This is a genomic window from Streptomyces sp. NPDC050806 (assembly GCF_055586425.1).
Map to the genome: position 1 here is coordinate 137,644 of NZ_JBVJIF010000007.1, position 22,949 is coordinate 160,592.

General features: G+C 74.1%; 23 protein-coding genes. 9 read left to right on the plus strand and 14 right to left on the minus strand.

What is annotated here, in order from left to right; all coding sequences use genetic code 11:
- Window positions 1-68 precede the first annotated feature (68 nt).
- Both ACZ6WH_RS22755 and ACZ6WH_RS22760 read left to right on the plus strand, forming a co-directional pair.
- Window positions 69-428, plus strand: coding sequence for a hypothetical protein (locus ACZ6WH_RS22755; RefSeq protein WP_469730104.1), 360 nt, complete (start codon window positions 69-71; stop codon window positions 426-428).
- 10 nt (window positions 429-438) lie between these two features.
- Window positions 439-705 carry a DUF4031 domain-containing protein gene (locus ACZ6WH_RS22760; protein WP_432857853.1) on the plus strand — a complete coding sequence of 89 codons (267 nt, stop codon included), beginning with the start codon at window positions 439-441 and terminating at the stop codon, window positions 703-705.
- Between the two features lie 95 nt (window positions 706-800).
- On the opposite strand, the gene ACZ6WH_RS22765 is transcribed toward ACZ6WH_RS22760, so the two are convergent.
- The 3 genes from ACZ6WH_RS22765 to ACZ6WH_RS22775 all read right to left on the minus strand — a co-directional run bounded on the left by ACZ6WH_RS22765 (window position 801) and on the right by ACZ6WH_RS22775 (window position 3,359).
- The gene (locus ACZ6WH_RS22765; protein ID WP_469730657.1) at window positions 801-2,048 is read right to left on the minus strand and encodes a Cmx/CmrA family chloramphenicol efflux MFS transporter; all 1,248 of its coding nucleotides are present in this window, start codon (window positions 2,046-2,048) and stop codon (window positions 801-803) included.
- Between the two features lie 170 nt (window positions 2,049-2,218).
- On the minus strand, window positions 2,219-2,530 hold the full coding sequence (locus ACZ6WH_RS22770; RefSeq protein ID WP_432857855.1) for a DUF397 domain-containing protein: 312 nt from the start codon (window positions 2,528-2,530) through the stop codon (window positions 2,219-2,221).
- Window positions 2,523-3,359 (minus strand): helix-turn-helix domain-containing protein, encoded by an 837-nt coding sequence (locus ACZ6WH_RS22775; RefSeq protein WP_469730105.1) that lies wholly within the window; start codon window positions 3,357-3,359, stop codon window positions 2,523-2,525. Before ACZ6WH_RS22775 ends, ACZ6WH_RS22770 begins: the two co-directional genes overlap by 8 nt.
- A gap of 158 nt (window positions 3,360-3,517) precedes the next feature.
- On the opposite strand from ACZ6WH_RS22775, the gene ACZ6WH_RS22780 reads away from it, so the two are divergent.
- Window positions 3,518-3,748: a hypothetical protein gene (locus tag ACZ6WH_RS22780; RefSeq protein ID WP_361559219.1), complete on the plus strand. Its 231-nt coding sequence runs from the start codon at window positions 3,518-3,520 to the stop codon at window positions 3,746-3,748.
- A gap of 80 nt (window positions 3,749-3,828) precedes the next feature.
- Here ACZ6WH_RS22780 and ACZ6WH_RS22785 read toward each other — a convergent pair whose 3' ends face one another.
- Window positions 3,829-4,530, minus strand: a complete 702-nt coding sequence (locus tag ACZ6WH_RS22785) for an HD domain-containing protein (protein ID WP_469730106.1) — start codon at window positions 4,528-4,530, stop codon at window positions 3,829-3,831.
- Between the two features lie 150 nt (window positions 4,531-4,680).
- Between ACZ6WH_RS22785 and ACZ6WH_RS22790 the strand changes: the two genes are divergently transcribed.
- Window positions 4,681-5,382 (plus strand): copper homeostasis protein CutC, encoded by a 702-nt coding sequence (locus ACZ6WH_RS22790; protein ID WP_432857861.1) that lies wholly within the window; start codon window positions 4,681-4,683, stop codon window positions 5,380-5,382.
- Window positions 5,383-5,429: 47 nt separating this feature from the next.
- Here ACZ6WH_RS22790 and ACZ6WH_RS22795 read toward each other — a convergent pair whose 3' ends face one another.
- On the minus strand, window positions 5,430-7,568 hold the full coding sequence (locus ACZ6WH_RS22795) for a HelD family protein (RefSeq protein ID WP_469730107.1): 2,139 nt from the start codon (window positions 7,566-7,568) through the stop codon (window positions 5,430-5,432).
- Window positions 7,569-7,830: 262 nt separating this feature from the next.
- Between ACZ6WH_RS22795 and ACZ6WH_RS22800 the strand changes: the two genes are divergently transcribed.
- Window positions 7,831-8,067 (plus strand): hypothetical protein, encoded by a 237-nt coding sequence (locus ACZ6WH_RS22800; protein WP_432857865.1) that lies wholly within the window; start codon window positions 7,831-7,833, stop codon window positions 8,065-8,067.
- 103 nt (window positions 8,068-8,170) lie between these two features.
- The gene (locus ACZ6WH_RS22805) at window positions 8,171-9,613 is read left to right on the plus strand and encodes a glycosyltransferase 87 family protein (protein WP_469730108.1); all 1,443 of its coding nucleotides are present in this window, start codon (window positions 8,171-8,173) and stop codon (window positions 9,611-9,613) included.
- 143 nt (window positions 9,614-9,756) lie between these two features.
- Here ACZ6WH_RS22805 and ACZ6WH_RS22810 read toward each other — a convergent pair whose 3' ends face one another.
- On the minus strand, window positions 9,757-11,406 hold the full coding sequence (locus tag ACZ6WH_RS22810) for a DNA repair helicase XPB (RefSeq protein WP_432857869.1): 1,650 nt from the start codon (window positions 11,404-11,406) through the stop codon (window positions 9,757-9,759).
- Between the two features lie 282 nt (window positions 11,407-11,688).
- Window positions 11,689-14,247 carry a helicase-associated domain-containing protein gene (locus tag ACZ6WH_RS22815; RefSeq protein ID WP_469730109.1) on the minus strand — a complete coding sequence of 853 codons (2,559 nt, stop codon included), beginning with the start codon at window positions 14,245-14,247 and terminating at the stop codon, window positions 11,689-11,691.
- Between the two features lie 207 nt (window positions 14,248-14,454).
- Between ACZ6WH_RS22815 and ACZ6WH_RS22820 the strand changes: the two genes are divergently transcribed.
- The gene (locus tag ACZ6WH_RS22820; protein WP_469730110.1) at window positions 14,455-15,531 is read left to right on the plus strand and encodes a hypothetical protein; all 1,077 of its coding nucleotides are present in this window, start codon (window positions 14,455-14,457) and stop codon (window positions 15,529-15,531) included.
- Window positions 15,532-15,630: 99 nt separating this feature from the next.
- Here the strand turns inward: ACZ6WH_RS22820 and ACZ6WH_RS22825 are convergent, their stop codons facing one another.
- From ACZ6WH_RS22825 to ACZ6WH_RS22840, 4 genes are all read right to left on the minus strand, one after another.
- Window positions 15,631-16,659 carry an ABC transporter substrate-binding protein gene (locus ACZ6WH_RS22825; RefSeq protein WP_469730111.1) on the minus strand — a complete coding sequence of 343 codons (1,029 nt, stop codon included), beginning with the start codon at window positions 16,657-16,659 and terminating at the stop codon, window positions 15,631-15,633.
- Window positions 16,660-16,763: 104 nt separating this feature from the next.
- Window positions 16,764-17,588 (minus strand): ABC transporter ATP-binding protein, encoded by an 825-nt coding sequence (locus ACZ6WH_RS22830; protein WP_469730112.1) that lies wholly within the window; start codon window positions 17,586-17,588, stop codon window positions 16,764-16,766.
- Window positions 17,585-18,679 (minus strand): FecCD family ABC transporter permease, encoded by a 1,095-nt coding sequence (locus tag ACZ6WH_RS22835; protein WP_469730113.1) that lies wholly within the window; start codon window positions 18,677-18,679, stop codon window positions 17,585-17,587. Before ACZ6WH_RS22835 ends, ACZ6WH_RS22830 begins: the two co-directional genes overlap by 4 nt.
- Entirely contained in the window at window positions 18,676-19,713 is a 1,038-nt protein-coding gene (locus ACZ6WH_RS22840; protein ID WP_469730114.1) for a FecCD family ABC transporter permease, read from the minus strand. The genes ACZ6WH_RS22835 and ACZ6WH_RS22840 overlap by 4 nt, the downstream gene beginning before the upstream one ends.
- 131 nt (window positions 19,714-19,844) lie before the next feature.
- Between ACZ6WH_RS22840 and ACZ6WH_RS22845 the strand changes: the two genes are divergently transcribed.
- Window positions 19,845-20,474 carry an HAD family hydrolase gene (locus tag ACZ6WH_RS22845; RefSeq protein ID WP_432857883.1) on the plus strand — a complete coding sequence of 210 codons (630 nt, stop codon included), beginning with the start codon at window positions 19,845-19,847 and terminating at the stop codon, window positions 20,472-20,474.
- Here ACZ6WH_RS22845 and ACZ6WH_RS22850 read toward each other — a convergent pair.
- Window positions 20,447-20,746: a hypothetical protein gene (locus ACZ6WH_RS22850; RefSeq protein WP_432857885.1), complete on the minus strand. Its 300-nt coding sequence runs from the start codon at window positions 20,744-20,746 to the stop codon at window positions 20,447-20,449. The genes ACZ6WH_RS22845 and ACZ6WH_RS22850 overlap by 28 nt on opposite strands.
- A 181-nt stretch (window positions 20,747-20,927) precedes the next feature.
- Between ACZ6WH_RS22850 and ACZ6WH_RS22855 the strand changes: the two genes are divergently transcribed.
- Complete coding sequence (locus ACZ6WH_RS22855) at window positions 20,928-21,311, plus strand: cold-shock protein (protein ID WP_432857887.1); 384 nt, start codon at window positions 20,928-20,930, stop codon at window positions 21,309-21,311.
- A gap of 58 nt (window positions 21,312-21,369) precedes the next feature.
- Here ACZ6WH_RS22855 and ACZ6WH_RS22860 read toward each other — a convergent pair whose 3' ends face one another.
- Together ACZ6WH_RS22860 and ACZ6WH_RS22865 are read right to left on the minus strand one after the other, a co-directional pair.
- On the minus strand, window positions 21,370-22,221 hold the full coding sequence (locus tag ACZ6WH_RS22860; RefSeq protein ID WP_469730115.1) for a 1,4-dihydroxy-6-naphthoate synthase: 852 nt from the start codon (window positions 22,219-22,221) through the stop codon (window positions 21,370-21,372).
- Window positions 22,218-22,949 (minus strand): futalosine hydrolase, encoded by a 732-nt coding sequence (locus ACZ6WH_RS22865; RefSeq protein ID WP_469730116.1) that lies wholly within the window; start codon window positions 22,947-22,949, stop codon window positions 22,218-22,220. The genes ACZ6WH_RS22860 and ACZ6WH_RS22865 overlap by 4 nt, the downstream gene beginning before the upstream one ends.

Below are 22,949 nucleotides of genomic sequence, written 5' to 3' on the forward strand. Positions count from 1 at the left end.
CAACTTGGGGCCGGTCGGTGGACGGGAACGCGTGTGGGGCTCCGGCGCGTACGCGCGACAATGGGCATATGGAGTTGGAACAGGCGCTGCACGCGGCACGGGCCCTGGTGATAGCGGATCTGATGGCGGACGAGGTCGCCGACGCGGACATCGTCTCGATGGTGGAGGACGCGGTCGCGCACCGGCGGTGGTGGGTGGAGCAGTGGCCGGAGGGGGTCGAATTCGTCGCCGGGCTCGTCGCCCAGGACGTCCAGGACGCGCTGCTGGAGCGGTACGGCCGCTGGCCGCTGTGCCCGGTGTGCACCGACGGCGGCGACCCGCACGCGCTGGACGTGGAGCCGGAGCTGGGGCCCGACCCGCACTGGGTCTGCGCGAAGACGGCGGTCTCGGTGGCCCGTGTCGGCTCGCTCGGCACCGCGGCGCGCTGAGAGGCCCGGGGTGACGGTCTACATCGATCCGCCGACCTGGCCGGGGCACGGCCGGCTGTGGTCGCATCTGGTGAGCGACGTGTCGTTCGAGGAGCTGCACGCCTTCGCCGCCGGCCTCGGCGCGCCGCGCCGGGCCTTCGAGCGCGATCACTACGACCTGCCGGCGGAACGGTACGCCGACGCCGTACGGGCCGGCGCGGTCGAGATCGGCAGCAAGGAACTGGTGCGCCGGCTCACGGCGGCGGGGCTGCGCCGGCCGAAACACCCGCGGCACTGATCACCGCAAGCGGAAGGCGGCGGCGCGGCCGAGGAGCCGTGCCGCCGCCTTCGTGCCGTACGTGCCGGGCGGCCGGCCGTACGCGGTGGGGTGCGTCAGAGACGCTTCGCGCCCGCCGACACGCTCCGCTCGTCCGCCGCCGCTTCGTGGGCGCCCGGCTCGTCCGAGGAGGCGACGAGGCGGGAGGCGCTCGCCGAGCGCTGCGCCCGGTAGGACAGGGCGGTTGCGACGACCGCGGCGGCCGCCAGCGCCGCGCCGGTCCACGCCACGGCCGGGTAGCCCCAGTGCGCGCTGATGACCAGGCCGCCGAGCCACGGGCCGAGGGTGTTGCCGATGTTGAAGGCGGCCGTCGTGGTGGCGCCGGCCAGCGTGGGTGCCGCGTTGGCCACGTTGAACATCCGGGCGTTCAGGGCCGGTGCCGTGGCGAATGCCGTGACGCCCAGCATCAGGGAAAGCGCGATGGCGGCCACGGAGTTGTGCGCGGTCAGCGCGAGCGCCGCCAGGACGACGGTGGAGGCGGCGATGCCGCCGAAGAGGGTCGGGAAGAGGTGTGCGTCGGCGACCCGGCCGCCGATGTACGTACCGATGAGCGCGCCGACGCCGAACAGCGCCAGGACCGTGGGCACCCAGCTCTCGGCGAGCCCGGCTGCGTCGGTGAGCAGCGGGGAGAGGTAGGAGAACAGGGCGAAGACCGCGGCGGCGTTCAGCGCGGTGGCGCTGAGCGACAGCCAGACCTGCTTGTCCCGGTAGATCGCCAGCTCACGGCGGAGCTGCGGGCGGTCCTCACCCGTGGGCACCTCCGTGCGCGGCACGAGGGCGATCACGCCCACGAGGCCGATCGCGGAGAGGGCCGCCACCCCCCAGAACGCGGCGCGCCAGCCGGCCGTCTGCCCGAGCAGCGCACCGGCCGGCACCCCGGCGATGTTGGCGATGCTGAGACCGCCGACCATCACGGCCATCGCGCGGGCGCGCGCCGTGAAGGGCACGAGCGAGACGGCCACCGCCGCGCCGACCGCCCAGAAGCCCGCGCAGGCCAGCGCGCTGACCACACGGGAGACGAACAGCACGGGGTACGAAGGCGCGAGGGCGCCCGCGACCTGGCCGAGACCGAAGACCGTGAGGAGCGCGATCAGCGTCGTACGGCGCGGCAGGCGGAGGGTGGCGGCGGCCAGCGTCGGTGCGCCGACCACCATGCCGATCGCGAAAGCCGAGACGAGCAGTCCGGCTTGGGGGATGGAGACGTCCATGTCCCGGGCCAGTGGCTGGAGGATTCCGGAGAGCATGAACTCGCTCGTGCCGAGAGCGAAGACGGATAGGCCGAGGATGTAGACGGCGATGGGCATTCGGGCGCGTTCGGCGCGAGTGGAAGGGACGGGCATGACACGCATGAACAGTGTGAACAGGCATGACATTCCCGGCGGGTCCGCGCCGAAGTGACCGTCATCGGCCCGTACGGCCGTCTTCATCGGCAGGTGACGCGGCCGTTACCCGCCGCGTCACGAACCGGCGGCCGTCAGGCGCCGGCGGCCCCGTCCAGCGCGCCGTCCCGCACCGCCGTGACAAACGCCGACCAGGCGGCCGGCGGCACGACGATCGCCGGGCCCCAAGGGATCTTGCTGTCGCGTACCGGGACGGCGCCGGGGGCGCCGTAGCCCATCTCCACGCAGTCGCCGCCGCTGCCGCCGCTGTAGCTGCTCTTGCGCCAGCGGACGCCGGAGAGGTCGGGCGCGTGGCCCGAAGGGCGGCGGGCCGCGGTGCTGTGCGCACCGTGGCCCGCGCCGGGAACGGCGCGGTACCGCGCCGGGTGGAACGTGTCGTTATCCATGACCATCCTGGAATTCCTTCGCCGCCAACTCGATCTGAACGAGGGACGCTTCGGGTGACAGTGCAGCGGCCCGGACGAGATCGTAAGCCAGGCCGTACCGTTCCACACGCAAAGGCTCATCCAACATCTGACCTGTTTCAAGGCCTTGTAGGTACGCGACGGGCGGTGCATCTGCGAATGTCATCAGCTTCAGCGAACCTTCGAGACCGGCGTGGGCTCCCTCCGCGTAGGGCAGCAGTTGCACGATGACGCGATTTCGACGCATGAGCGCGGCGATATGGGCGAGTTGGGCGTGCATCGCTGCCGGACCGCCCACCGGGCGGCGCAGCACGTTCTCGTCGAGTACCGCCCAGAACAACGGGGTTGTTGGATTGTTGAGGATGCGGGCGCGGTCCAGCCGCGCCGACAGCAGATCGTCGATGACCTCCTCGGGGGCCACCGGATGCACCGCGCGGAACACGGCTCGCGCGTACTCCTCCGTTTGCAGCAGCCCCGGAACGAGCAGGGGTGCGTACTCCCTGATCGACAGGGCTAACGCTTCAAAGTCGGCGGCGTCCGCGAAGTGTTCCGGATAGCGCGAGCGCTGGGCGGCCTCGGCATTCCGCGCGAAGAACCCGTCGGTGTCGAGGATCTCGTCGATCCGTCGTGCGTACTCCGTCTGCATACGTCGTGCGCCCGATTCGAGCTGGCCGATGAACGACCCGCTCACGAACATGGGTGCTCCGAGCTCGGCCTGCGTCAGCCCTGCCCTCTCCCGCTTGAATCGCAGCTCAGCGCCGTAGAGCGCCCTCGGTGATTCCGATGCGTCCAGTTGCTTCGGCTTCGGCATGGCCCACTCCCTGTCGTGCACCTGGTGTTGTTGGATGTCACCCTCTGTCAAGCTTAACCCCGGACCGTCACCATATAGACACAAGCAGTGAGGCGCGACGGAGCGCGATTAGGCGCAGTGAGGCGCGGTGAGGCGCAGTGAGGTCAGCGACCGGAGAGATGAGGTACCCGGTGACGCTCCCGGCGAAGGGGTCGTACGTGGTCGACACCCGGTTCGGCAGGATCGGAGAAGTGATGGGACACGAAGGTCCCTACGTGCAGCTGCGCCCGCCGGGCGGCGGCCGCGAATGGGACTGTCCGCCGGCCGATGCCCGGGAGGCCACTCCGCGCGAACGGCTCGCCGCCCGTACGGCACTGGCCAACGCGCGCAGCCGGGGCGAGCGCCGCTGAGCCGGCCGCGCGAAGAGAGATGAACGTGCGTGCGGTGCGCCCCGGACCCCGGCGCCTCCGCCCCGCCCCGGCCGTCGCCCTCATGACGTCAGAAGGTCGAGCTCCGTGCTGAGGTTCCGCCGGGCCAGCCGCTCCCATCTGTCGTGCCCCACCGGTGTGCGGAACAGCCGCGGCAGCGCCAGCAGCTGCCGCAGGACGTCGGCCCGGCCGGCGTGAAAAGCCTCGTCCGGCACGAACCCGAACTCCTCCCGCACCGCCGCGGCGTACGCGGCGTACTGCTCCGGCGCCCCGGCCAGCACCGCCAGATCCGCGTCGCACAGCACCTCGCCGTTGCGGTCGCCCTCCGCGGGGTCGTGCGTGACCGTGAGCCGCACCAGCCGCGCGACCTCCGCCGTGCGCTCCTCGTCGATCCCCAGCTCCGGCAGCGCCCGTTCGGCCAGCGCCGCGCTGCGTTCCTCGTTCTCGGAGCGGTCCGGCCGGTAGACGGCGTCGTGGAACCACGCGGCGAGCCGTACGACATCCGGCTCGGCGGCGTGCGCGGCGAGCTCGTCGATCCGGTCCAGTACGGCGGTCAGGTGGGCGGTCGTGTGGTACCGGCGCTGCGGCTCGGCCCAGCGCGCGAGCAGGTTGTCGGCGTACGGAGCGGGGTCCGGCGCGAGGGACATGGCGCCGGAAGCGGCGGCGCCGGAGCCCCGTAGCGCCAGTACGGCGTCGTGCCAGCGGCGGCGCAGGAGGTCGCCCGCGTCCGTGCGGTCCGCGGTGTCCGTCGGAGAGGAAGCCATACGTCCATTGTGCGCACCCGGACCTGGGGCCCCACCACAGTGATCCGCGCCGATCGGTGGCGTGTCCCGGACGGCTCCTCCGGATCGCTTTCGCGCCGTATCGGTGTCGCTCCGTAGCGGTGGCCTGCCGGGTGTGGCACTCTTGAGCACATGTCTAGACCAATCCTTGAGGTGATCGCGCTCGATGCCGCGGACGCCGCCGCGGCCGAGGCCGGAGGGGCGGACCGCCTCGAACTGGTCACGGACATGGCCGCCGACGGGCTGACCCCGCCGCGCGAGACCGTCGCCGCCGTACGGGCCGCCGTCGGCATCCCGCTGCGCGTCATGCTGCGCGCGGCGGACGGCTTCGCGGCGGGCGACGCCCGCACGTTCGACGCGCTGTGCGCCGAAGCCGCGGCCCTCCGGGCGGAGGGCGCCGAGGAGTTCGTGCTCGGCTTCCTGGCCGAGGACGGCGGGCCCGACCTCGCGGCACTGGACCGACTGGCCGAGGTGATCGACGGCTGCCGCTGGACCTTCCACCGCGCCATCGACCGTGCCGCCGACCGCGACGGCCTGCGCAAGCGCCTCGACGGCCGGCCCGGCCTGGACACCTACCTCACCGCCGGCTCGGCCGCCGGCGTCGACGACGGGCTGCCGGTCCTCCTGGCCGAGGCGGCCCGCGCCGCCTCCGGCGAACCGGGGTACGACCCGCAGATCATGGCGGGCGGCGGCCTCGCCCTCGGCCATGTGCCCCGCCTCCGGGCCGCCGGCGTCACCGCCTTCCACATCGGCGGCGCGGCCCGCCCGAACGGCTGGACGGCCCCGGTCGCCCCGGCCGCCGTCGAGACCTGGCGCACGGCACTCGACGGCTGAGCGGCCCGCTGCCCGGCCCGCTGAACGGTCCGCGCGCGCCGGGCCCGTCAGCCCGCCAGCTCCTCCGGAAGCGGCGCCGCGTGCACGATCGTCAGCCCCGAGACGGCACGGGTGAGGCAGACGTACAGGCGCCGCAGGCCCGTCCGCTGGTCGGGCTCGGCGTCCACCAGCGCCGCCGGCTCGTCCAGCACCACGTAGTCGTACTCCAGACCCTTGGCGAGGGTGGCGGGCACGAGCGTGAGCCGGGCGTCCGCCGAGGTCTCCTCGCCCGGTTCCAGCGTGGCCAGGCCCGCGTCGGCCAGCGCCGCACGCAGGGCCGGGACACGCGGCTCCGCGGCGATCAGACCGATGGAGCCCTCCCGCCCCAGCGCGTCGCGACAGGCCCCGACCACCGCCGCGTCCAGCGCCTCCGCCGTCGTCGGACGGATCCCGAAGTCGCCCGGCGACTCACGGATGGAGGTCGCCTCGGAGAGGTCCGGCGCGATCGCCGGCAGCAGCCGCGAGGCGTACGCGATCACCTCCCGCGGCACACGGAAGCCCTGCGTCAGCTCCTCGACCTCGGCACCCGGCTTGCCCAGGTGCGCCAGCGCCTCCTCCCAGGTGTCCGTCGACCACGGCGTCGTCCCCTGGGCGATGTCGCCCAGCACGGTCGCCGAACCCGTCGAACAGCGCCGGCCCACCGCCCGGTACTGCATGGGGGAGAGGTCCTGCGCCTCGTCCAGGACCACGTGCCCGAGCGAGTGCGTGCGCTCCACCAGGTCGCGCGCCTCGTCGATGAGGACGGCGTCGGCCGGTGACCACTTGGCGCTGCGGACGCTGCGGGCCGGCCTGGTCCACAGGACGGTCTTCTGTTCCTCGTCGGTGAGGACGCCGTCGGCGTGCTCGGCGAGGAAGTCCGCGTCGCTCAGCAGCCGCAGCACCAGCTTGGCCGGATCCACCGGCGGCCAGACCGCCTTGACCGTCGCCTTCACCGCGGCGTTCCGGGCGACCGCGTCCTGCACCCGGTCGTCGGGCGCCTCGCCGGCCCGCTCCATCTGGACGAGCACGGCGTGCGCGATACGGTGCGGCAGCGCCTCCCGGCCCGCGCCGTACCGGATGCCGCGGTCCAGCAACTGCGTGACGATCTCCTCCAGTTCGTACGCCGGCACGCGCCAGCGGCGGGAACCGCGGACCACCACGCACCCCTCGGCGGGCATCGTGACGTGCGCGCGCACGGCGCGGCGCAGCACCTCCGCCATCCGCGCGTCGCCCTTCACCATGGCGGCAGCGGCGTCGTCCGCGCCGCGCACCTCCACGTGCGCGACCAGGTCGTCGACCGTGGCCTGCTTGACCTCCAGCTCCCCCAGCGCGGGCAGCACCTGCTCGATGTAGTGCAGGAAGGACTTGTTGGGCCCGATGACGAGGGTGCCGGCGCGCGCCAGCCGCTCGCGGTGCGCGTACAGGAGGTACGCGACCCGGTGCAGGCCGACGGCGGTCTTCCCCGTACCGGGCGCCCCCTGGACGCAGACCGTGCCGCCGATCCCGGCCCGGACGATCTCGTCCTGCTCGGGCTGGATGGTGGCCACGATGTCCCGCATCGGCCCCACGCGCGGCCGCTCGATCTCCGTCTGGAGGAGCTTGGAGGTCTGCTCCGCCTCCGCCGGGTCGGTGAGGTGCTCGTCCTCGTACGCGGTCAGCTCGCCGCCGGTGTACCCGAAGCGGCGACGCAGCCGCAGGTCCATCGGGTCCTTCTTGGAGGCCCGGTAGAACGGCTGGGAGACCGGCGCGCGCCAGTCGATCACCATCGGGTCGCCGTCGGCGTCATGGACGTGCCGCCGCCCGATGTAGAAGTCCTCGCCCTCCCGTCGCCCACCACCGCCCTTGCCGGAGGCGCTCCGCGCCGCCCCTTTCGATGCGCCCTCGGCCAGGTCCATCCCCGGCGCGTGGAGATAGTCCAGCCGTCCGAAGAAGAGCGGCGTGTGGGAGAGGTCGGCGAGCGCCTTGATACGGGCGTCGATCTCGCCCTGGAGCACCTGGGCGTTGACCCAGTTCGCCGCGACGTCCTTGATGTTCAGCGACTCGGCGTCCGCGCGCATGGCACGGAGCGCGGAACGGGAGGCGGCGAGGTGCCGTCGCTCGCGCTCCAGGGGGTCGTTCTCGTCGTGCTCGGTCTTCTCGGCTTTCTGATCCTGGGCGTGCGAGGGCACGGCTTCGCCTCCGGGCAGCTGCGGTGGTCTGGGGGCCGGCCGGTTTCCGTCCGGGCGGCGGCGCTCCTCGGCGAGAGCCGTCGGGAAGCGGGCAGACGCGCGATTGTAGCCAGCACCCAATGGCCGCGCGACCGAATAAAAACGGCCCCGCACCCCCTAGGGGAGGGCCGTCGCGCAGTGCTTCCGGGGCCGTACGCCGCGCGACACGCGGATCGGTCCATGGTCGGATGTGCGGCGACCGGGTGAATCCCATCATGGAGACATGACCGACTACCTGAACACGCCACCCGATCCCAAGGCGGCCGGCCGTGCCAGACACGGCGCCCGCGCCGTCGCCCACGACACCGGGCACCGGCACCCCGTGGGCAGTGCCCTGCGGGCCGTGAAGGTCTTCGCAGGTACCGCCCTCAGCGTCGTGGTACTGGGCGAGTACGCCGACGACCGGTCCCCCGATACGTCACGGTCCTCGGACCCCGGCACCTCGCGGCCCAGGGACTGACATCCGGACGTCCGGAAAGCGTCACGAAAGTTCGTGTGTGATCGATTAACGTCGCTGTAAACAGGGTGCAATCAGCATATGGCGACAAGGAGGGGTCACCCGCGTGTCTGCCGCCGACGGGAAGCCGATCCAGCGGACAACGCCCCTCGTGGGCAGGCCACGCACCACCCGGGAAACGCCGGACCCGCCGGCGGGCCGTACGGTCCCCACCCGGGCCCCTCGACCGCCCCGCACCCTCCCGCGCCACACGGTCCCCGCGGCAGCGCTGCTCGCGGTGTCCCTGACCGCGCTCGGCCTGGTGCATCTGATCGTGCCCATGCCGAACTCCGACATCCTCGTCTACCGGGCGATGGGCGACTCCGTCCTCACCGGCGGCGACCTCTACGGCTTCCGGGTCACCGAGTGGCACCTCCCCGCCACCTACCCGCCGTTCGCCGCCCTGCTGTTCGTGCCGCTGGCGTGGTTCCCGGCCGGCTTCCTCAAGGTCGCCTCGGTCCTCGTCAACGTCGCCCTGCTCGCCCTGCTGATCCACCTCTCCGCGCGCCTCGCCGGACTGCGCGCCACGCACCGCGTCCCGTCGCTGCTCGCCGCCACCGCGCTCGCCGTCTGGCTGGAGCCGGTGTACCAGACGCTGGTCTTCGGGCAGATCAACCTCGCGCTGACCTGCCTCGTCCTGTGGGACCTCACCCGCCCCGACGGCGCCCGCGGCAAGGGCCTGGCCATCGGCATCGCGGCCGGCATCAAGCTCACCCCCGCGCTCTTCGCGGTGTACCTGCTGCTCACCGGGCGGGTACGGGCCGCACTGGTCTCGCTCGCCGGCTTCGCGGGCACGGTCCTGCTCGGCGTCGTCGCGCTGCCCGGCGCCAGCGTGGAGTTCTGGACCGAGCGGCTCTACGAGACGGGCCGGGTCGGCGAGGCCTGGATCGTCGACAACCAGTCGCTCCAGGGCTTCGTCGCCCGCCTGCTGCACACCCCGCACCCCGGCACCGTCTGGGCGGCCGCCGCCGTGCTCACGGCCGTGGTGGGGATGGCCGCGGCCCGCCGGACGGGCCTGGTCGCGGGCCGCGAGGCGTGGGGCGTGCTGTGCACGGCGCTCACCGCGCTGCTCGTCTCGCCGATCAGCTGGTCCCACCACTGGGTGTGGTGCGTCCCGCTGCTGGCGGTACTGGCCACGCACGTACGGGGGGACGCGTGGCGGCGTACGGCCTGGTGGGCGCTGGCCGTGCTGTTCACCGCCCGCACGATGTGGCTGACGCCCCACAAGGGCGACCTGGACCTCGCCCTCCCGTGGTGGCAGCAGCCACTCGCGGCGCCGTACCCCCTGATCGGCCTGACCCTGCTCCTCGCCGCGGTCTTCTGGCGAGGCGGCGCGCTGACCGGCGTGGCAGCGGGCGCCCTGACCCGCCCGCCGGTACGGAGCGGGGAGGCGGTGGGGGGCCGGGGGGCGGTACCGGGGCGGGAAGGGGTGCCGGGGCGGGACGGGGTACCGGGGCGGAGCGAGGCAGCGGGGCGGGAAGGGGTGCCGGGGCCTCGGTCGCCGCGGTAGGCGGGCGGGCGGTGCCTGGTTGCAGCGAGCGCCAGGCGTACCGTTTCGCTCCCCGCTTCCCCCATGGGGGCGGCAGGTCCCCTTCTCAACACAGTACCGAGGGGTACTGACAACGGGCCCCGCTCACGCCCCCGGCGATCCGCTCACGCTCCCTCGTCCGCCAGAAGTTCGTGTGCGTCCACGATGCGGTACGCGTAGCCCTGTTCGGCCAGGAAGCGCTGGCGGTGGGCCGCGAAGTCCTGGTCGATGGTGTCGCGCGCGACGACCGAGTAGAAGCGCGCCTCGTGGCCGTCCGCCTTCGGGCGGAGCACCCGGCCGAGGCGCTGTGCCTCCTCCTGGCGCGAACCGAAGGTGCCGGACACCTGGATCGCGACCGTCGCCTCCGGCAGGTCGATCGAGAAGTTCGCGACCTTGGAGACGACCAGGACGGACAGCTCGCCCTCGCGGAACGCGTTGAACAGCTTCTCGCGCTGCGCGTTGCTCGTGTCGCCCTTGATGACCGGCGCGTCCAGATGCTCGCCCAGCTCGTCCAGCTGGTCGATGTACTGCCCGATCACCAGGGTCTGTTCGCCCGCGTGCCGGCGCACCAGAGCCTCGGTCACCTGCTGCTTGGAGCCGGTCGTCGCGCAGAAGCGGTACTTCTCGTCGCTCTCCGCCGTGGCGTACGCCAGCCGCTCCGAGTCGGTCAGATTGACGCGGACCTCGACGCAGTCGGCGGGCGCGATGTACCCCTGCGCCTCGATCTCCTTCCACGGCGCGTCGAACCGCTTCGGGCCGATGAGCGAGAAGACGTCGGATTCCCGGCCGTCCTCGCGGACCAGCGTCGCGGTCAGTCCGAGCCGCCGCCGCGCCTGGAGGTCGGCGGTGAACTTGAAGACCGGCGCGGGCAGCAGGTGCACCTCGTCGTAGACGACCAGGCCCCAGTCGCGGGAGTCGAACAGCTCCAGATGCGGGTAGACGCCCTTCCGCTTGGTCGTCAGCACCTGGTACGTCGCGATGGTGACCGGCCGGATCTCCTTCTTCGTACCGCTGTACTCGCCGATCTCGTCCTCGGTCAGCGACGTGCGCTTCACCAGTTCGTGCTTCCACTGGCGCGCGGAGACGGTGTTCGTCACGAGGATCAGCGTGGTCGCCTTGGCCTCGGCCATCGCGCCCGCGCCGACCAGCGTCTTGCCCGCACCGCAGGGCAGCACGACGACGCCGGAGCCGCCGTGCCAGAAGTTCTCCACGGCCTGCTGCTGGTACGGCCGCAGCGACCAGCCGTCCTCGGCCAGCTCGATCGGATGCGCCTCGCCGTCGACGTAACCGGCCAGGTCCTCGGCCGGCCAGCCCAGCTTCAGCAGCGTCTGCTTGATCTGGCCGCGCTCGGAGGGGTGCACCGCGACCGTGTCCGGGTCGATCCGTACGCCGACCAGCGGCTGCACCTTCTTCGACCGCAGGATCTCCTCCAGCACCGGGCGGTCGGTGGTGGTGAGCACGAGGCCGTGCGCCGGGTCCTTGCTGAGGGTGAGGCGGCCGTACCGGGACATCGTCTCGGCGATGTCGACGAGCAGCGCGTGCGGGACCGGATAGCGGGAGAACGCCACCAGCGCGTCCACGACCTGCTCCGCGTCGTGCCCGGCGGCCCGCGCGTTCCACAGGCCGAGCGGCGTCACCCGGTAGGTGTGGATGTGCTCCGGGGCGCGCTCCAGCTCCGCGAAGGGGGCGATGGCCTGCCGGCAGGCGTCCGCCTGCTCGTGGTCCACCTCCAGCAGCAGCGTCTTGTCGCTCTGGACGATGAGGGGTCCGTTCACGCGCCTCGCCTTTCGCTTCGCCTGCGCCCGCCCGCCGTCACCGGGAGGCCCGGCCGCCCGTACGTACGGCCAAACGTCCAGTGTGCCGCATCCGTGCCGAAGCGGGAGCCGGGCCGGAGTGCGGCCCTGTAGCCGCGCGCCCCGCCGCCGAGCACGCACGCCCCGCGGCCGGGCACGCACGCCCCGCACCTTGGAGCCGCGCGCCCCCGCACCTCGGGGACGCGCGATGCGCGGCTCAGGTACGCGGGCCCCGCGCCTCCGGAACGCGCGCTGCGCAGCGCCTCAGGAAGCGGCGTCGTCGGCGAGCTCGGCGACGCCCGTGATGCGGTGCAGCGCGTACGTGCGGACCTCGTCGGCGGTGTGGTCGTACGCGGTCACGAAGCCGCCCTCGACCCGGACGGGCGCGATCACGCGCTGGCTGGCCGCGCCGTCGGCGTTGACGTACCCGATCCACAGCGCCGAGTTGGTCAGCGCCGCCGCCTGCACCGTGGCCAGCGTCTCGGCCGACGTCGTGCGCGGCAGCCGGCCGGGCGCGGGCGCCGCGGCCGCCGGGCCCGGCTTGCGCTCGGCGGTGGCCGCGAGGTCGCCCGCGCGGATGGCCCGTACGGCGGCCTCCAGCAGCGTGGCGTCCGGGGGCGGGGGGCCGTCGGGGACCGGCGCCGGCGCGGTGCGCGGCGGGGTGCGGTGGGCGTCGGCGCGGGTGATCACCACGTCCCCCTCGGCGGACTCGGCAGCGGGCGCGTACCCCATCGCGCGCAGCCCCTCCAGAAGGGCGTCCGGCGCGGCCTGGGCGGCCAGCACGGTGGGGGCGAGGCGGCGCAGCCGCAGCCCGTCGGCGCGCCGGTCGGCCAGGATCTCGTTCAGCAGCGCGTCGTCGTCGCAGCGCACGTAGGCGGAGGCGGCGCCCACCCGCAACTGGCCGTGTCTGCGTGCCACGTCGTCGATCAGGTACGCCAGCGGCTGCGGCACCGGCGTACGGGAATGCGCCGTGAGGAAGGCCTGGAGGTCGGCCGCCGACCGGCCGGCGTCCAGGGCGCGGCGTACGGAGCCGGGCGTGAAGCGGTAGACCGTCGCGCCGCCCTTGGACTCCACGTCGGCCAGTACGTCGAGCGCGTCGGCGAGCGGGCGCTCCAGGGGGCCCGGCGCGACGGCGGTCAGGTCGGCCTGGAGGAGGACGTGGTCCAGGGGGGCGGGCAGCAGCGGGGCGAGGGCAGCGGCGGCGGCCCGGCGGGCCTTCTCGTCGTCGCTGTCCGGGCCGGTCTCCAGGAGGGCGCGGGTGTGGCCCGCCAGGGCGCCGCGGCCGGTGAGACCGAGGAGCTCGGCTTCGTGGAGGGACCACAGGGCGATACGGGAGCGGAGGTCCTGCGGGGCGGTGTGCGCCGCGTGCGCTGCGTTCTGCGCTGCGTTGTGGTCGGTGGCCCGGCCGTTCTCCGGCGCGGTGCCGGGGGCGGCGGCCTGGGCGGCGGCGCGGAGCGGCCGCTCCCAGCGCAGGCGGGCCAGGACGGCGTCCTGCGGGACGGCGGTGCCGGGCGGGACGCTGCCGAGCAGGGCGAGGACGCGGTGCCGCACCTCGGGTGCGGGGGAGCGGTCCAGGTGCGGGCCGAGCGCGGCGAGGGTGCGGCCCTTGGTGTCGGCGGTGCCGACGAGGCCGGCCGTGCGGGTCGCGGCCAGCCAGGCGGTGGCCAGCCGGACCCAGCGTTCCTCGGCTGGCAGTTGCCGCCAGTCCTCGGCGGCGGGCGTGGGTGCGTACCGCTCGTCGGCCTCGCCGTCCGAGGCCACCAGCCCGGCCGCGTACGCCAGTTCCAGCCAGAAGGCGGCGGTGTGCACTCCGGTGTCCAGCGCTGTCGCGGTCCGCTTGAGGTCGCGGACGCTCAGGCCGCCGGCGCGCAGTACGGGCGGGCCGCCGAGGTCCCACTCCTTGAGCAGCTCCTCGATCGTGTCCAGCGCGGTGAACGCCTGGCCGGCCGCGGTGCGGTCCACCATCTCCGGATCGCGCGCGGTGGCCGGCGCGAGGGCGGGCGGCTGCGGCTCCGGCGCCCGGTGCGCGCGCCCGGCGCGCAGGTGCAGGGCGGCCTCGCGGGGAAGCACGACGTTCCGCGCGCCCACCGGGAGCAGCACACCGCGGTCCAGCAGCCAGCGCAGGTGCGGCGCGGGCTGCGCGGTCACGGAGCCGTACGGCGGGCCCCAGACCAGCCGGTCCAGGACGGCCAGTGACTCGGCGGGCGCTTCGTCCAGCAGCGTCGCCATGGCGGCGCGGTCCTCGAAGAGCGAGGTCAGCGCGGCGACGGCGGTCACCGGGTCGGGGGTGGCGGGCAGCCCGGCGGTGGCCAGGATCTCCTGGAGGCGGCCGGGGGACATGCCCGAGGCGGCCTCGGCGACGGTGGGGCCGAGGCCGGTGGGGGAGGGGTGGGCGGCGCTCGGGGCGAGGAGTTCGCGGGCGGTGCGGACGAGCCGGAGCCGGTCGTCGGGCCCCCAGACCAGCGCCTGGGCGCGCAGGGCGGCCAGCGCTTCGGGGAGGCGGCCGGCGACGGCCGCGCGCAGCTGCGGGTCGGTGTCGGCGGCGTCCTCGTCGCCCGTCATCAGCCCGGCGAGCGTGTCGTACGGGCAGGGGTCGGGGGCGACGGCGAGCGCCTCGGCGGTCTGCAGCGCGAAGGCGTCCAGCCGCTCCACGGCGCGGACCACGGAGGCCCGCGTGCCGGCCCGGGTGGCCAGCTGGGTCAGGTCGCCGGGGACGGGGTTGAGCAGGTCGGGCCGGGACCGCAGCAGAGCGGACAGGTCGACGTCCGGCCGGTTGCGCAACTCCTCGGCCAGCGTGCGGGGGGACGGATGGCTGCCGCTCATTCGCCCCACGTTACCGTCTGGCGGCCGGTGGGCCGATGGTTGCGGGTGGGGCGCCGGTGCCCGCGCGCCCGTGGAAGCCGCCGCCCGCCCCCTTGTCCGCGTGCCTGTGGAAAGCCGCTGCCCGCCCCCTGTGGAAAAGCGTGGGCGGGGGCGGCCGGAGGGGTACCGTCGGAGCGGCGGGAATCGGGCTGGCGCAGAGGTGTTTCGGTGGGGATCGAGAGTGATCAGCTGGTCTTCGACTACCTGAGCCGGGTCGGCGACCTGGCGCAGGGACGGGGCTTGACGGCCCGGCAGCGTATGGAACTGGTCGCCCGGCTGCGGTCGCGGATAGACGCGGACCGGGGCCGGGGCGGCGGCGACGTCAAACGCCTCCTCGCGAGGCTGGGCACGCCCGAGTCGGTGGTCGCTGCGGCCGTCAGCGGCGAGGAGCCGGTGCCGGAGGAGCCGGCCGGCGGTCCGGCGGAGCGGCGGCCGGGCGGGCTGCCCTCGCTGCTCAAGCGGCAGTCGAAGCCGGGAGGCCAGGTGCCCGCGCCCCGCGGCGGCGCGCAGCCCATGGTCCCTCAGCAGGGCGCCCCGCCGCCGCATCTGGCGGACCTGGACCAGCTCGGCGACCGGGACGCGACGGCCGAGGAGGAGCCGGACTGGTGGCGCGTGTCGGCCGAGCCGTTCGGCACGGCCGAGCCGTACGGCCCCGGGGAGACCGTGCCCGGCTTCGTCGGCGGCATCGAGATCGAGGAGATACGGCGCCCGCCGGAGACCGACGAGGAGGAGTCCGAGGAGACGGCGGCCGGCACGGAGGCGGCGGACACGGGCCGGGGCGGGCTGCCCGGCGTGCTGCGGAAGGCGACGGGCAAGGCGCTGCCCTGGCGGCGGGAACCGCCCGCCGCGCCGGCCGCGGCGCCCGCTGCAGAGGGGGCCGGCGAGGCGGTGGTGGCGGCGCCGCGCCCGAAGCCGAGCCCGGTCCTGGTGCTGGCGGTGCTGCTGCTGGCCGCGGGCGCCGCGGCCGGCAGCTGGCTCGCCGCCGCGCTCGGCTGGGTCGTGGCGTACGCCTCGCGCAAGCTGTCGCGTGCCGAGGCCAAGTTCGCGGCGCTGGGCGTGCCGGGTCTGGTGTGCGCGGCGGCGCTGGTCTGGCTGTGGGGCCGGTTCGCCGGCAGGTGGGGCGACCCGCTCGGCCAGGACCGGCTGGGCCCGGTGCTGACCGACGCGCTCCCGGTCGTGGTCCGCGTCGCGGCCGTCGCCTCCGCGCTCTTCCTGCTGTGGCGCATACGGCGAGGGCCGCGGTGAGCTGAAGGCCTCGGGGCTGCTTCGTAGGGTCCCGGGAGCCAGTTCGTCAGGTCCCGGACTACCTTGCCAGGCCCCCGGCTACTCCGTCAGGTCCCGGCCTCAGCTCGTCTTCGTCAGGTCCCGCTTCAGCTCGTCGAGGATGCGGTCGGCCGCGGTGTAGCCGATGCCCTGGAGCCAGAGCTGGTCGGAGACGCGGAAGGCGCTGCCGTTCCGCACGGCCTTCATGTTCTTCCACAGCGCCCCGCCGGTGACCTGGCTCTCCTTGGACTTCTCGGGGCTGCCGTACGCCGAGTAGAAGACCGCGTCCGCGTCGGCGCGGGTGATCTGCTCGGGGCCGATCTCGGTCATCAGGCCGTCCTTGGCGTCCTTGACGACGTCGGTGGGGGCGGTGCCGATGTCGTCCAGGAGGGTGCCGATGTAGCTCCGGCAGCCGTAGATGCGGGTGTCGGCGCCCTCGACGAAGCGGACGACGTTGGTGGTCTTCTTCGCCGCCGCGCCGGCGCCGCCGAGCGCGTCGGTGACCTCCGCCGCGTGCTTCTCGTACGCGGCGGCCGCCTTCCTGCCCTCCTCGACCTTGCCGAGCGCGTCGGCGTGCGTGGCGAAGTTCTGCTTCCACGGGTAGCCGGTGGTCTCGGTCATCACCGTGGGGGCGATCTTCTTCAGCTGCTCGTAGCGCTGCCCGTCGCGGACCTTGCTGGTGAGGATGAGGTCCGGCTTCAGGGCCGCGATCGCCTCCATGTCGGGCGTGCCGATCGTGCCCACGTCCTTGATCCCGGCGACCTCGTCCTTGGGCAGGTACGCCAGGAACCCGGAGGCCACGTCGGCGTGGGTGGCGCCGACCGGCTTCACGCCCAGGGTGAGGGCCGAGTCCAGCTCGGCGGTGTCCAGGACGACGACGCGCTTCGGGGCGGCGGGGACCTGCACGTCGCCCATGGCGGTCGGGACGGTGTGCGCGCCGTCGGCCGGCTTCGCCCATGTGGTCTTCGGCTGGGCGGGACAGTCGGCTGCCTTGAAGGAGCCGCCGCCGTTCTTGGACCCGGTGGCACCGGTGGCGCCGCAGGCGGACAGGGCGACGGTGGCCGCGGCGAGGACGGCGGCGGCGCGGAGGGGACGGGGCACGGAGACCATGAGCGGGCCTTTCGGAGGGGAGCGGAGGGGAGCGGCTCCGGAGCCGAGGAGAGGCCCCGGAGCGGAGGCCCCGGAGCCGAGGACAGGCCCCGGGGCGGGGGCGGTCAGCCGTCGGCGGGGGACTGCCAGGGCCGGCCGGGGACGACCAGCGGGGAGCCGGTCACGGGGTCGGGGACGACGACCGAGTCGAGGCCGAAGACGTCGTGGACCAGTTCGGCGGTGACGGTCTCGGCGGGCGGGCCCTGGGCGACGATCCGCCCGGCCTTCATCGCCACCAGGTGGTCGGCGTAGCGCGCGGCCTGGTTGAGGTCGTGCAGGACGGCGACCACGGTGCGGCCGCGCTCGTGGTTCAGCTGCCGCACCAGGTCCAGCACCTCGACCTGGTGGGAGATGTCCAGGTAGGTGGTGGGCTCGTCGAGGAGGAGCAGGTCGGTCTCCTGGGCGAGGGCCATGGCGATCCAGACGCGCTGCCGCTGGCCTCCGGAGAGCGCGTCGACGGGCCTGTCGGCCAGCTCGGCGACGTCGGTACGGTCCATCGCCTCGGTGACCGCCCGCTCGTCCGCCTCCGACCACTGCTGCCACCAGTGCTGGTGCGGCTGGCGGCCGCGGGCGACGAGGTCGGCGACGGTGATCGCCTCGGGTGCGACGGGCGTCTGCGGCAGCAGGCCGACCGACTGGGCGATCTTCTTGGTGGGGATGCGGGCGATGTCCGTACCGTCCAGCAGCACCGCGCCCCCGCGCGGCTTCAGCAGCCGTCCCAGGGCCCTCAGCAGGGTGGACTTTCCGCAGGCGTTCGGCCCGACGACGACGGTGACGGCGCCGTGCGGGACGTCCAGGTCCAGCCCGTCGACGACGGTGCGGTCCTCGTAGGCGAGGGTCAGCCCGCGGGCTGTGAGCCTGCTCGCGGTGCGGTCGTCGATGGTGGTCACGCGCTTCCTCCCGCGGCACGGCGCCGGGCGCCGTGCCCTCTCACGAGCAGATGGATCAGGTACGGGGCGCCGATGGCCGCGGTCAGCACGCCGACCGGCAGCTCGGTCGGCGCGAACAGCGTGCGGGCCGGCAGGTCGCCGAGGACCACGACGCACGCGCCCAGCAGCGCCGAGCAGAGCAGCGGTATCTGCGCGGTACGGGTCAGCCGGCGGGCGATCTGCGGTGCCAGCAGTGCCACGAAGTCGACCGGCCCGGCGGCGCCGGTGGCCAGCGCGGCCAGCAGCACCCCGAGCGTGGCCAGGCCGAGCCGGGTGCGGCCCAGCCGTACGCCCAGCGCGGTCGCGGTGTCGTCGTCCATCGAGACGGTGCGCTGCGCGCGGGCCGCCCACAGGACGCAGGGGACCAGGACGAGCAGCGCCCAGGCGAGCGGCACGGCCTCGGCCCAGCCCCGGCCGTTGAGCGAGCCGACCATCCAGACCTGGGCCTTCTGCGCCACGAGGTAGTCGCCCTTGGTCAGGAACAGCTGGGTGACCGAGCGGAGGGCGACGGCGAAGCCGATGCCGATGAGGACGAAGCGGGTGGCGTGCAGCCCGCCGCGCCAGGCGAAGACGTAGACCAGCGCGGCGGCGAGCAGACCGCCCGCGACGGACAGGTACGGCAGGACGGCGTACGAGCCGATGCCGAAGGTCATCGCGCCGACGGTGAACGCGCTCGCGCCCTGGGTGATGCCGATGATGTCGGGGCTGGCGAGCGGGTTGCGCGCGACGGTCTGGATGAGCGCGCCGGCCACGCCGAAGGCGGCGCCGGCCAGCAGCCCGACGCACATCCGGGGCAGCCGCAGCGTGCCGATCACCAGCGCGTCCGGCGAGGGCCGGCCCAGGAGCACCTGGATCACCTCGGCGGGCGCGACGGCGTGCTCGCCGAGGGAGAGGTACGCGACGCAGCCGGCGGCCAGCACGAGGGTGAGCACGGTGGCGACGAGCGCGGCCCGGCGGTGGATCAGGAAGGCGGTCCGGCCGGCGCGCAGCAGCGCGTAGCCGGCCGGGCGTATCGGGGCCGGAGGGGCCTGCGGGGCGGAGGTGGAGGTCATGCCGCAACCGCCTTCCGGCGCACCAGCGTGACCAGGAACGGGACGCCGATCAGGGCCGTCATCACCCCGGCGGGCACCTCGGAGGGCGGGAAGAGGACGCGCCCCACGGTGTCGGCGACCAGCACCATCACCGGGCCGAGCAGCGCGGCGGTCGGCAGCACCCAGCGGTGGTCGCTGCCGACGAGGGCGCGGGCCAGGTGCGGCACGGCGAGGCCGACGAAGGCGACCGGGCCGGCCGCCGCGACGCCCGCGCCGGTCAGCACGGCGGCGCCGAGCCCGCCCACGATCCGTACGGTGGCGACCTTCTGGCCGAGCCCCTTCGCGACGTCCTCGCCGAGCGCCAGGGCGTCCAGGCCGCGCGCGACGACGACCACCAGCACCGCGCCCACCAGCAGGAACGGCCAGATCTGGGCGGCCACGGCGGCGTCCCGGCCGGTCAGCGAGCCGACCTGCCAGAACCGGAACTCGTCCAGCGCGGCCGACCTGGTCGTCAGCACCGCCATGGTCACCGCGACCAGCAGCGCGTTGATCGCGGCGCCGGCCAGCGCGAGCTTCACGGGGGTGGCGCCACCGCGGCCGCGCGCGGCGACGGCGTACACGAAGACGGCCGCGAGCGCGGCACCGGCGAAGGCGACGCCGACGTACCCCGAGAGCGAGTGCACGCCCGCGAAGGCGATGGCCAGGACCACGGCGGCCGAGGCGCCCTGGCTGATGCCGAGGACGCCGGGGTCCGCGATCGGGTTGCGGGTGATGCCCTGCATCGCCGTGCCGGCCAGCGCGAGCGCGGCGCCGACCAGCAGCCCGACGAGGGTGCGCGGCAGCCGCAGGAACAGCACGATCTGCGCCGCCTCGCTGTCGCCTCCGTGGAAGAGCGCGTCGAGCACCTCGCGGGGCGCGATCGCGCGGCTGCCCACCGCGAGGGAGAGGAGCACCGCGAGCAGCAGTGCGAGCGACGCGGCGGCAGTCCAGCAGATGCGGCGTCGCGCCAGAGAGCTTCTGGGGCTGCCGGCCAGGGCGACTGACATCGGGTCCATTCCGCGGAGCGCAGTGTTCAGGTGGAGCGTGTACGCGTACGGAGGGGAGGCGTACGCCTACGGAGGATGAAGGTAAGGCTCCGCTAAGTGTACGGACCGTGGCCGTGCGTGCCAGAGGCACAATGGGTGTCATGGCCACGCACACCTTGACGGTCGGCTTCGACCTCGACATGACCCTGATCGACTCCCGGCCGGGCATCAAGGACGCCTACGCGGCGCTCTCCGCGGCCACGGGTACGTACATCGACACCGACCTCGTCACCACCCGGCTCGGGCCGCCGCTGGAGCAGGAGATCCGCAACTGGTACCCCGAGGAGCGGGTCGCCGAGATCGCCGACCGCTACCGCGCGCTCTACCCCGAGCACGCCATCACCGGCACGCTCGCCATGGCGGGCGCCCGCGAGGCGATCGAGGGCGTACAGCGGCTGGGCGGGCGCGCCATCGTGGTCACCGCGAAGTACGAGCCCAACGCCAAGCTGCACCTCAAGCACCTGGACATCAACGCCGACGCGGTCGTCGGCTCGCTGTGGGCGGAGGGCAAGGCGGAGGCGCTGCGCGAGTACGGCGCGAGCGTCTACGTCGGCGACCACACCGGCGACGTGCGCGGTGCCCGCGCCGCGGGCGCGCTCTCGGTCGCGGTGGCCACCGGCCCGTGCTCCGAGGAGGAGCTGCGGGAGGCCGGCGCGGACGTCGTCCTGCCCGGCCTGACCGCCTTCCCGGCCTGGCTGGAGGGCTACCTCGCGGACGCCCCGCGCGGCTGAGCCGACGCTTCGCGGGCCTGACGCCGCTGCGCCGCGATCGAGCGCAGCACTCCGGCCGCGGCGATCAGGAAGCCCGCGCCCATGAGCATGCAGACCCAGTAGAAGACGGGCGGCAACGGGTCGGAGCCGAGGAAAAGGGGCGTCATCGTCGCGAGCGTGGCGAAGGCGCCAATAAGGAACACGATCGCGCCGATCCGGACGAGAGCGTCCCCGGCGCGCGGACCTTCGGTGACCGCCGGGGCCGCGCCCCGGACGGGAGGATTGTCAGACACACGACCAGGGTAAGTCCCCGCTCGGAAGCGTTGAGGAACCACCCGGCGACGTCTTGTCACCAGGCCCCGGACCATTAGCCTTGGTGCCGGCGGGTCCGCAGACCCGCTGCATTGCTATCCAGAGCTGTTGTGTGCGCAGCTACCCCCATTTTTCCCGACGAGTACGAGGACGAGGACAGACGTGCCTACCGGCAAGGTCAAGTGGTTCAACAGCGAGAAGGGCTTCGGCTTTCTCTCCCGCGACGACGGCGGTGACGTCTTCGTGCACTCTTCGGTGCTGCCCGCCGGCGTGGACGCACTCAAGCCGGGCCAGCGCGTCGAATTCGGCGTAGTGGCGGGTCAACGTGGTGACCAGGCACTTTCGGTGACCCTCCTCGACCCCGCCCCCTCGATCGCGGCGGCCCAGCGGCGCAAGCCCGACGAACTGGCCTCGATCGTCCAGGACCTCACCACGCTCCTGGAAGGCGTCGCGCAGCAGCTGGAGCGCGGGCGCTACCCCGACAGGGCGCACGGCGGCAAGATCGCCGGCATGCTGCGCGCGGTCGCCGACCAGCTGGACGTCTGAGGACGGCGGACCGGCCGTCCGGAAGCACCCCCGCGGGGGGTCCCGCGGGGGCCGGCCGTCATACGAACTTCAGCGCATCCGGGCCGAGGGGCGGTACGAGCCCCTCGGCCGCGGCACGGGTGAGCAGCCCGCGCACCGCCGCGTAGCCGTTCTCGCCCAGGTCCGCGCTGAACTCGTTCACATACAGCCCGATGTGCTGGTCCGCGACGGCCGGGTCCATCTCCTGCGCGTGCTCCAGGACCCAGGCGCGCGAGGCCTCGGGGTCCTCCCACGCCATCCGTACGGACGTCGTGATCGTCCGGGCCAGCTCGCGCAGCGTCTCCTCGCCCAGCGACCGCTTGGCGATGATCGCGCCGAGCGGGATCGGCAGCCCGGTCGTGGTCTCCCAGTGCTCGCCCATGTCGGCCAGGCGGGTCAGGCCGAAGTTCTGGTACGTGAAGCGGGCCTCGTGGATGACCAGCCCCGCGTCGACGAGCCCGTCCCGCACCGCCGGCATGATCTCGTCGAACGGCATGACCCGGACCTCGCCCACGCCGCCGGGCACCTGGTCGGCGGCCCACAGCCGGAACAGCAGGTACGCGGTGGAGCGCTCGCTGGGCACCGCGACCGTACGGCCCTTCAGGTCCACGGGAGCGGCCGCGTCCTTGGTGAGCACCAGCGGCCCGCAGCCGCGGCCGAGCGCGCCGCCGCAGGGCAGCAGCGCGTACTCGTCCAGGACCCAGGGCAGTTCGGCGTAGGACACCTTCAGCACGTCCAGCTCGCCGCGCTCGGCCATGCCGTTGGTGAGGTCGATGTCCGCGAAGGTGACCTCCGGCGCGGCGGCGCCGGGGACCTTTCCGTGCGCCCAGGCGTGGAAGACGAACGTGTCGTTCGGGCAGGGCGAAAACGCGATCTTGAGCGCCTGGCTCATGGCGTGCTCCTTGAGTACAGGGCTCGCGGCAGATCGGCGAAGGCGGCGGTGAGGGCGGCGAGCGCCTCCCCGATCCGCCAGGCGGCGCGGTCCCGCGGGCCGACGGGGTTGGAGATCGTACGGAGTTCCAGCACGGGCAGGCCGTGCGCCGCGGTGGCCTCGGCGACGCCGAAGCCCTCCATGGCCTCGGCGAGCGCGCGCGGGTGGCGGGCCAGCAGCTCCTCGGCGCGGGCCGTGCTGCCGGTGACGGTGGAGCCGGTCAGGACGGTGCCGGGCAGCGCGCCGGTGGCCGCGGCGACCGCCGCGACCAGGTCCTCGGGCGGGCGGTGCGCGTCGGTGCCGAAGCCGAGCGCGGTGACCGGCAGGAAGCCGTCGGGCGTCTCGGCGCCGAGGTCGGCGGCCGCGATCTCCTCCGCGACGACCAGCGAGCCGACGGGCGCGCCGGGCGCGAAGCCGCCGCCGATGCCGGCCGAGACGACCAGGTCGTACGAGGCCGAGGGGGACAGCGCGGCGGCCGTGAGGGCCGTGGCGGTGCCGGCAGCGGCGGCGGCCGGGCCCACGCCGGCGGCGAGGGCGTCGAGGGCGAACGGGCCCCCGGGGGAGTCGGACCGCACGGTGCGGTGCAACTCAAAACCGCCCGGCACGGTGATGCGCTCGGGCCGTCCCGCCGTCGCGGCGGTGACCGCGTCGCGTTCGGCGGGGACGGCGGTGACGACCAGGATGCGCAT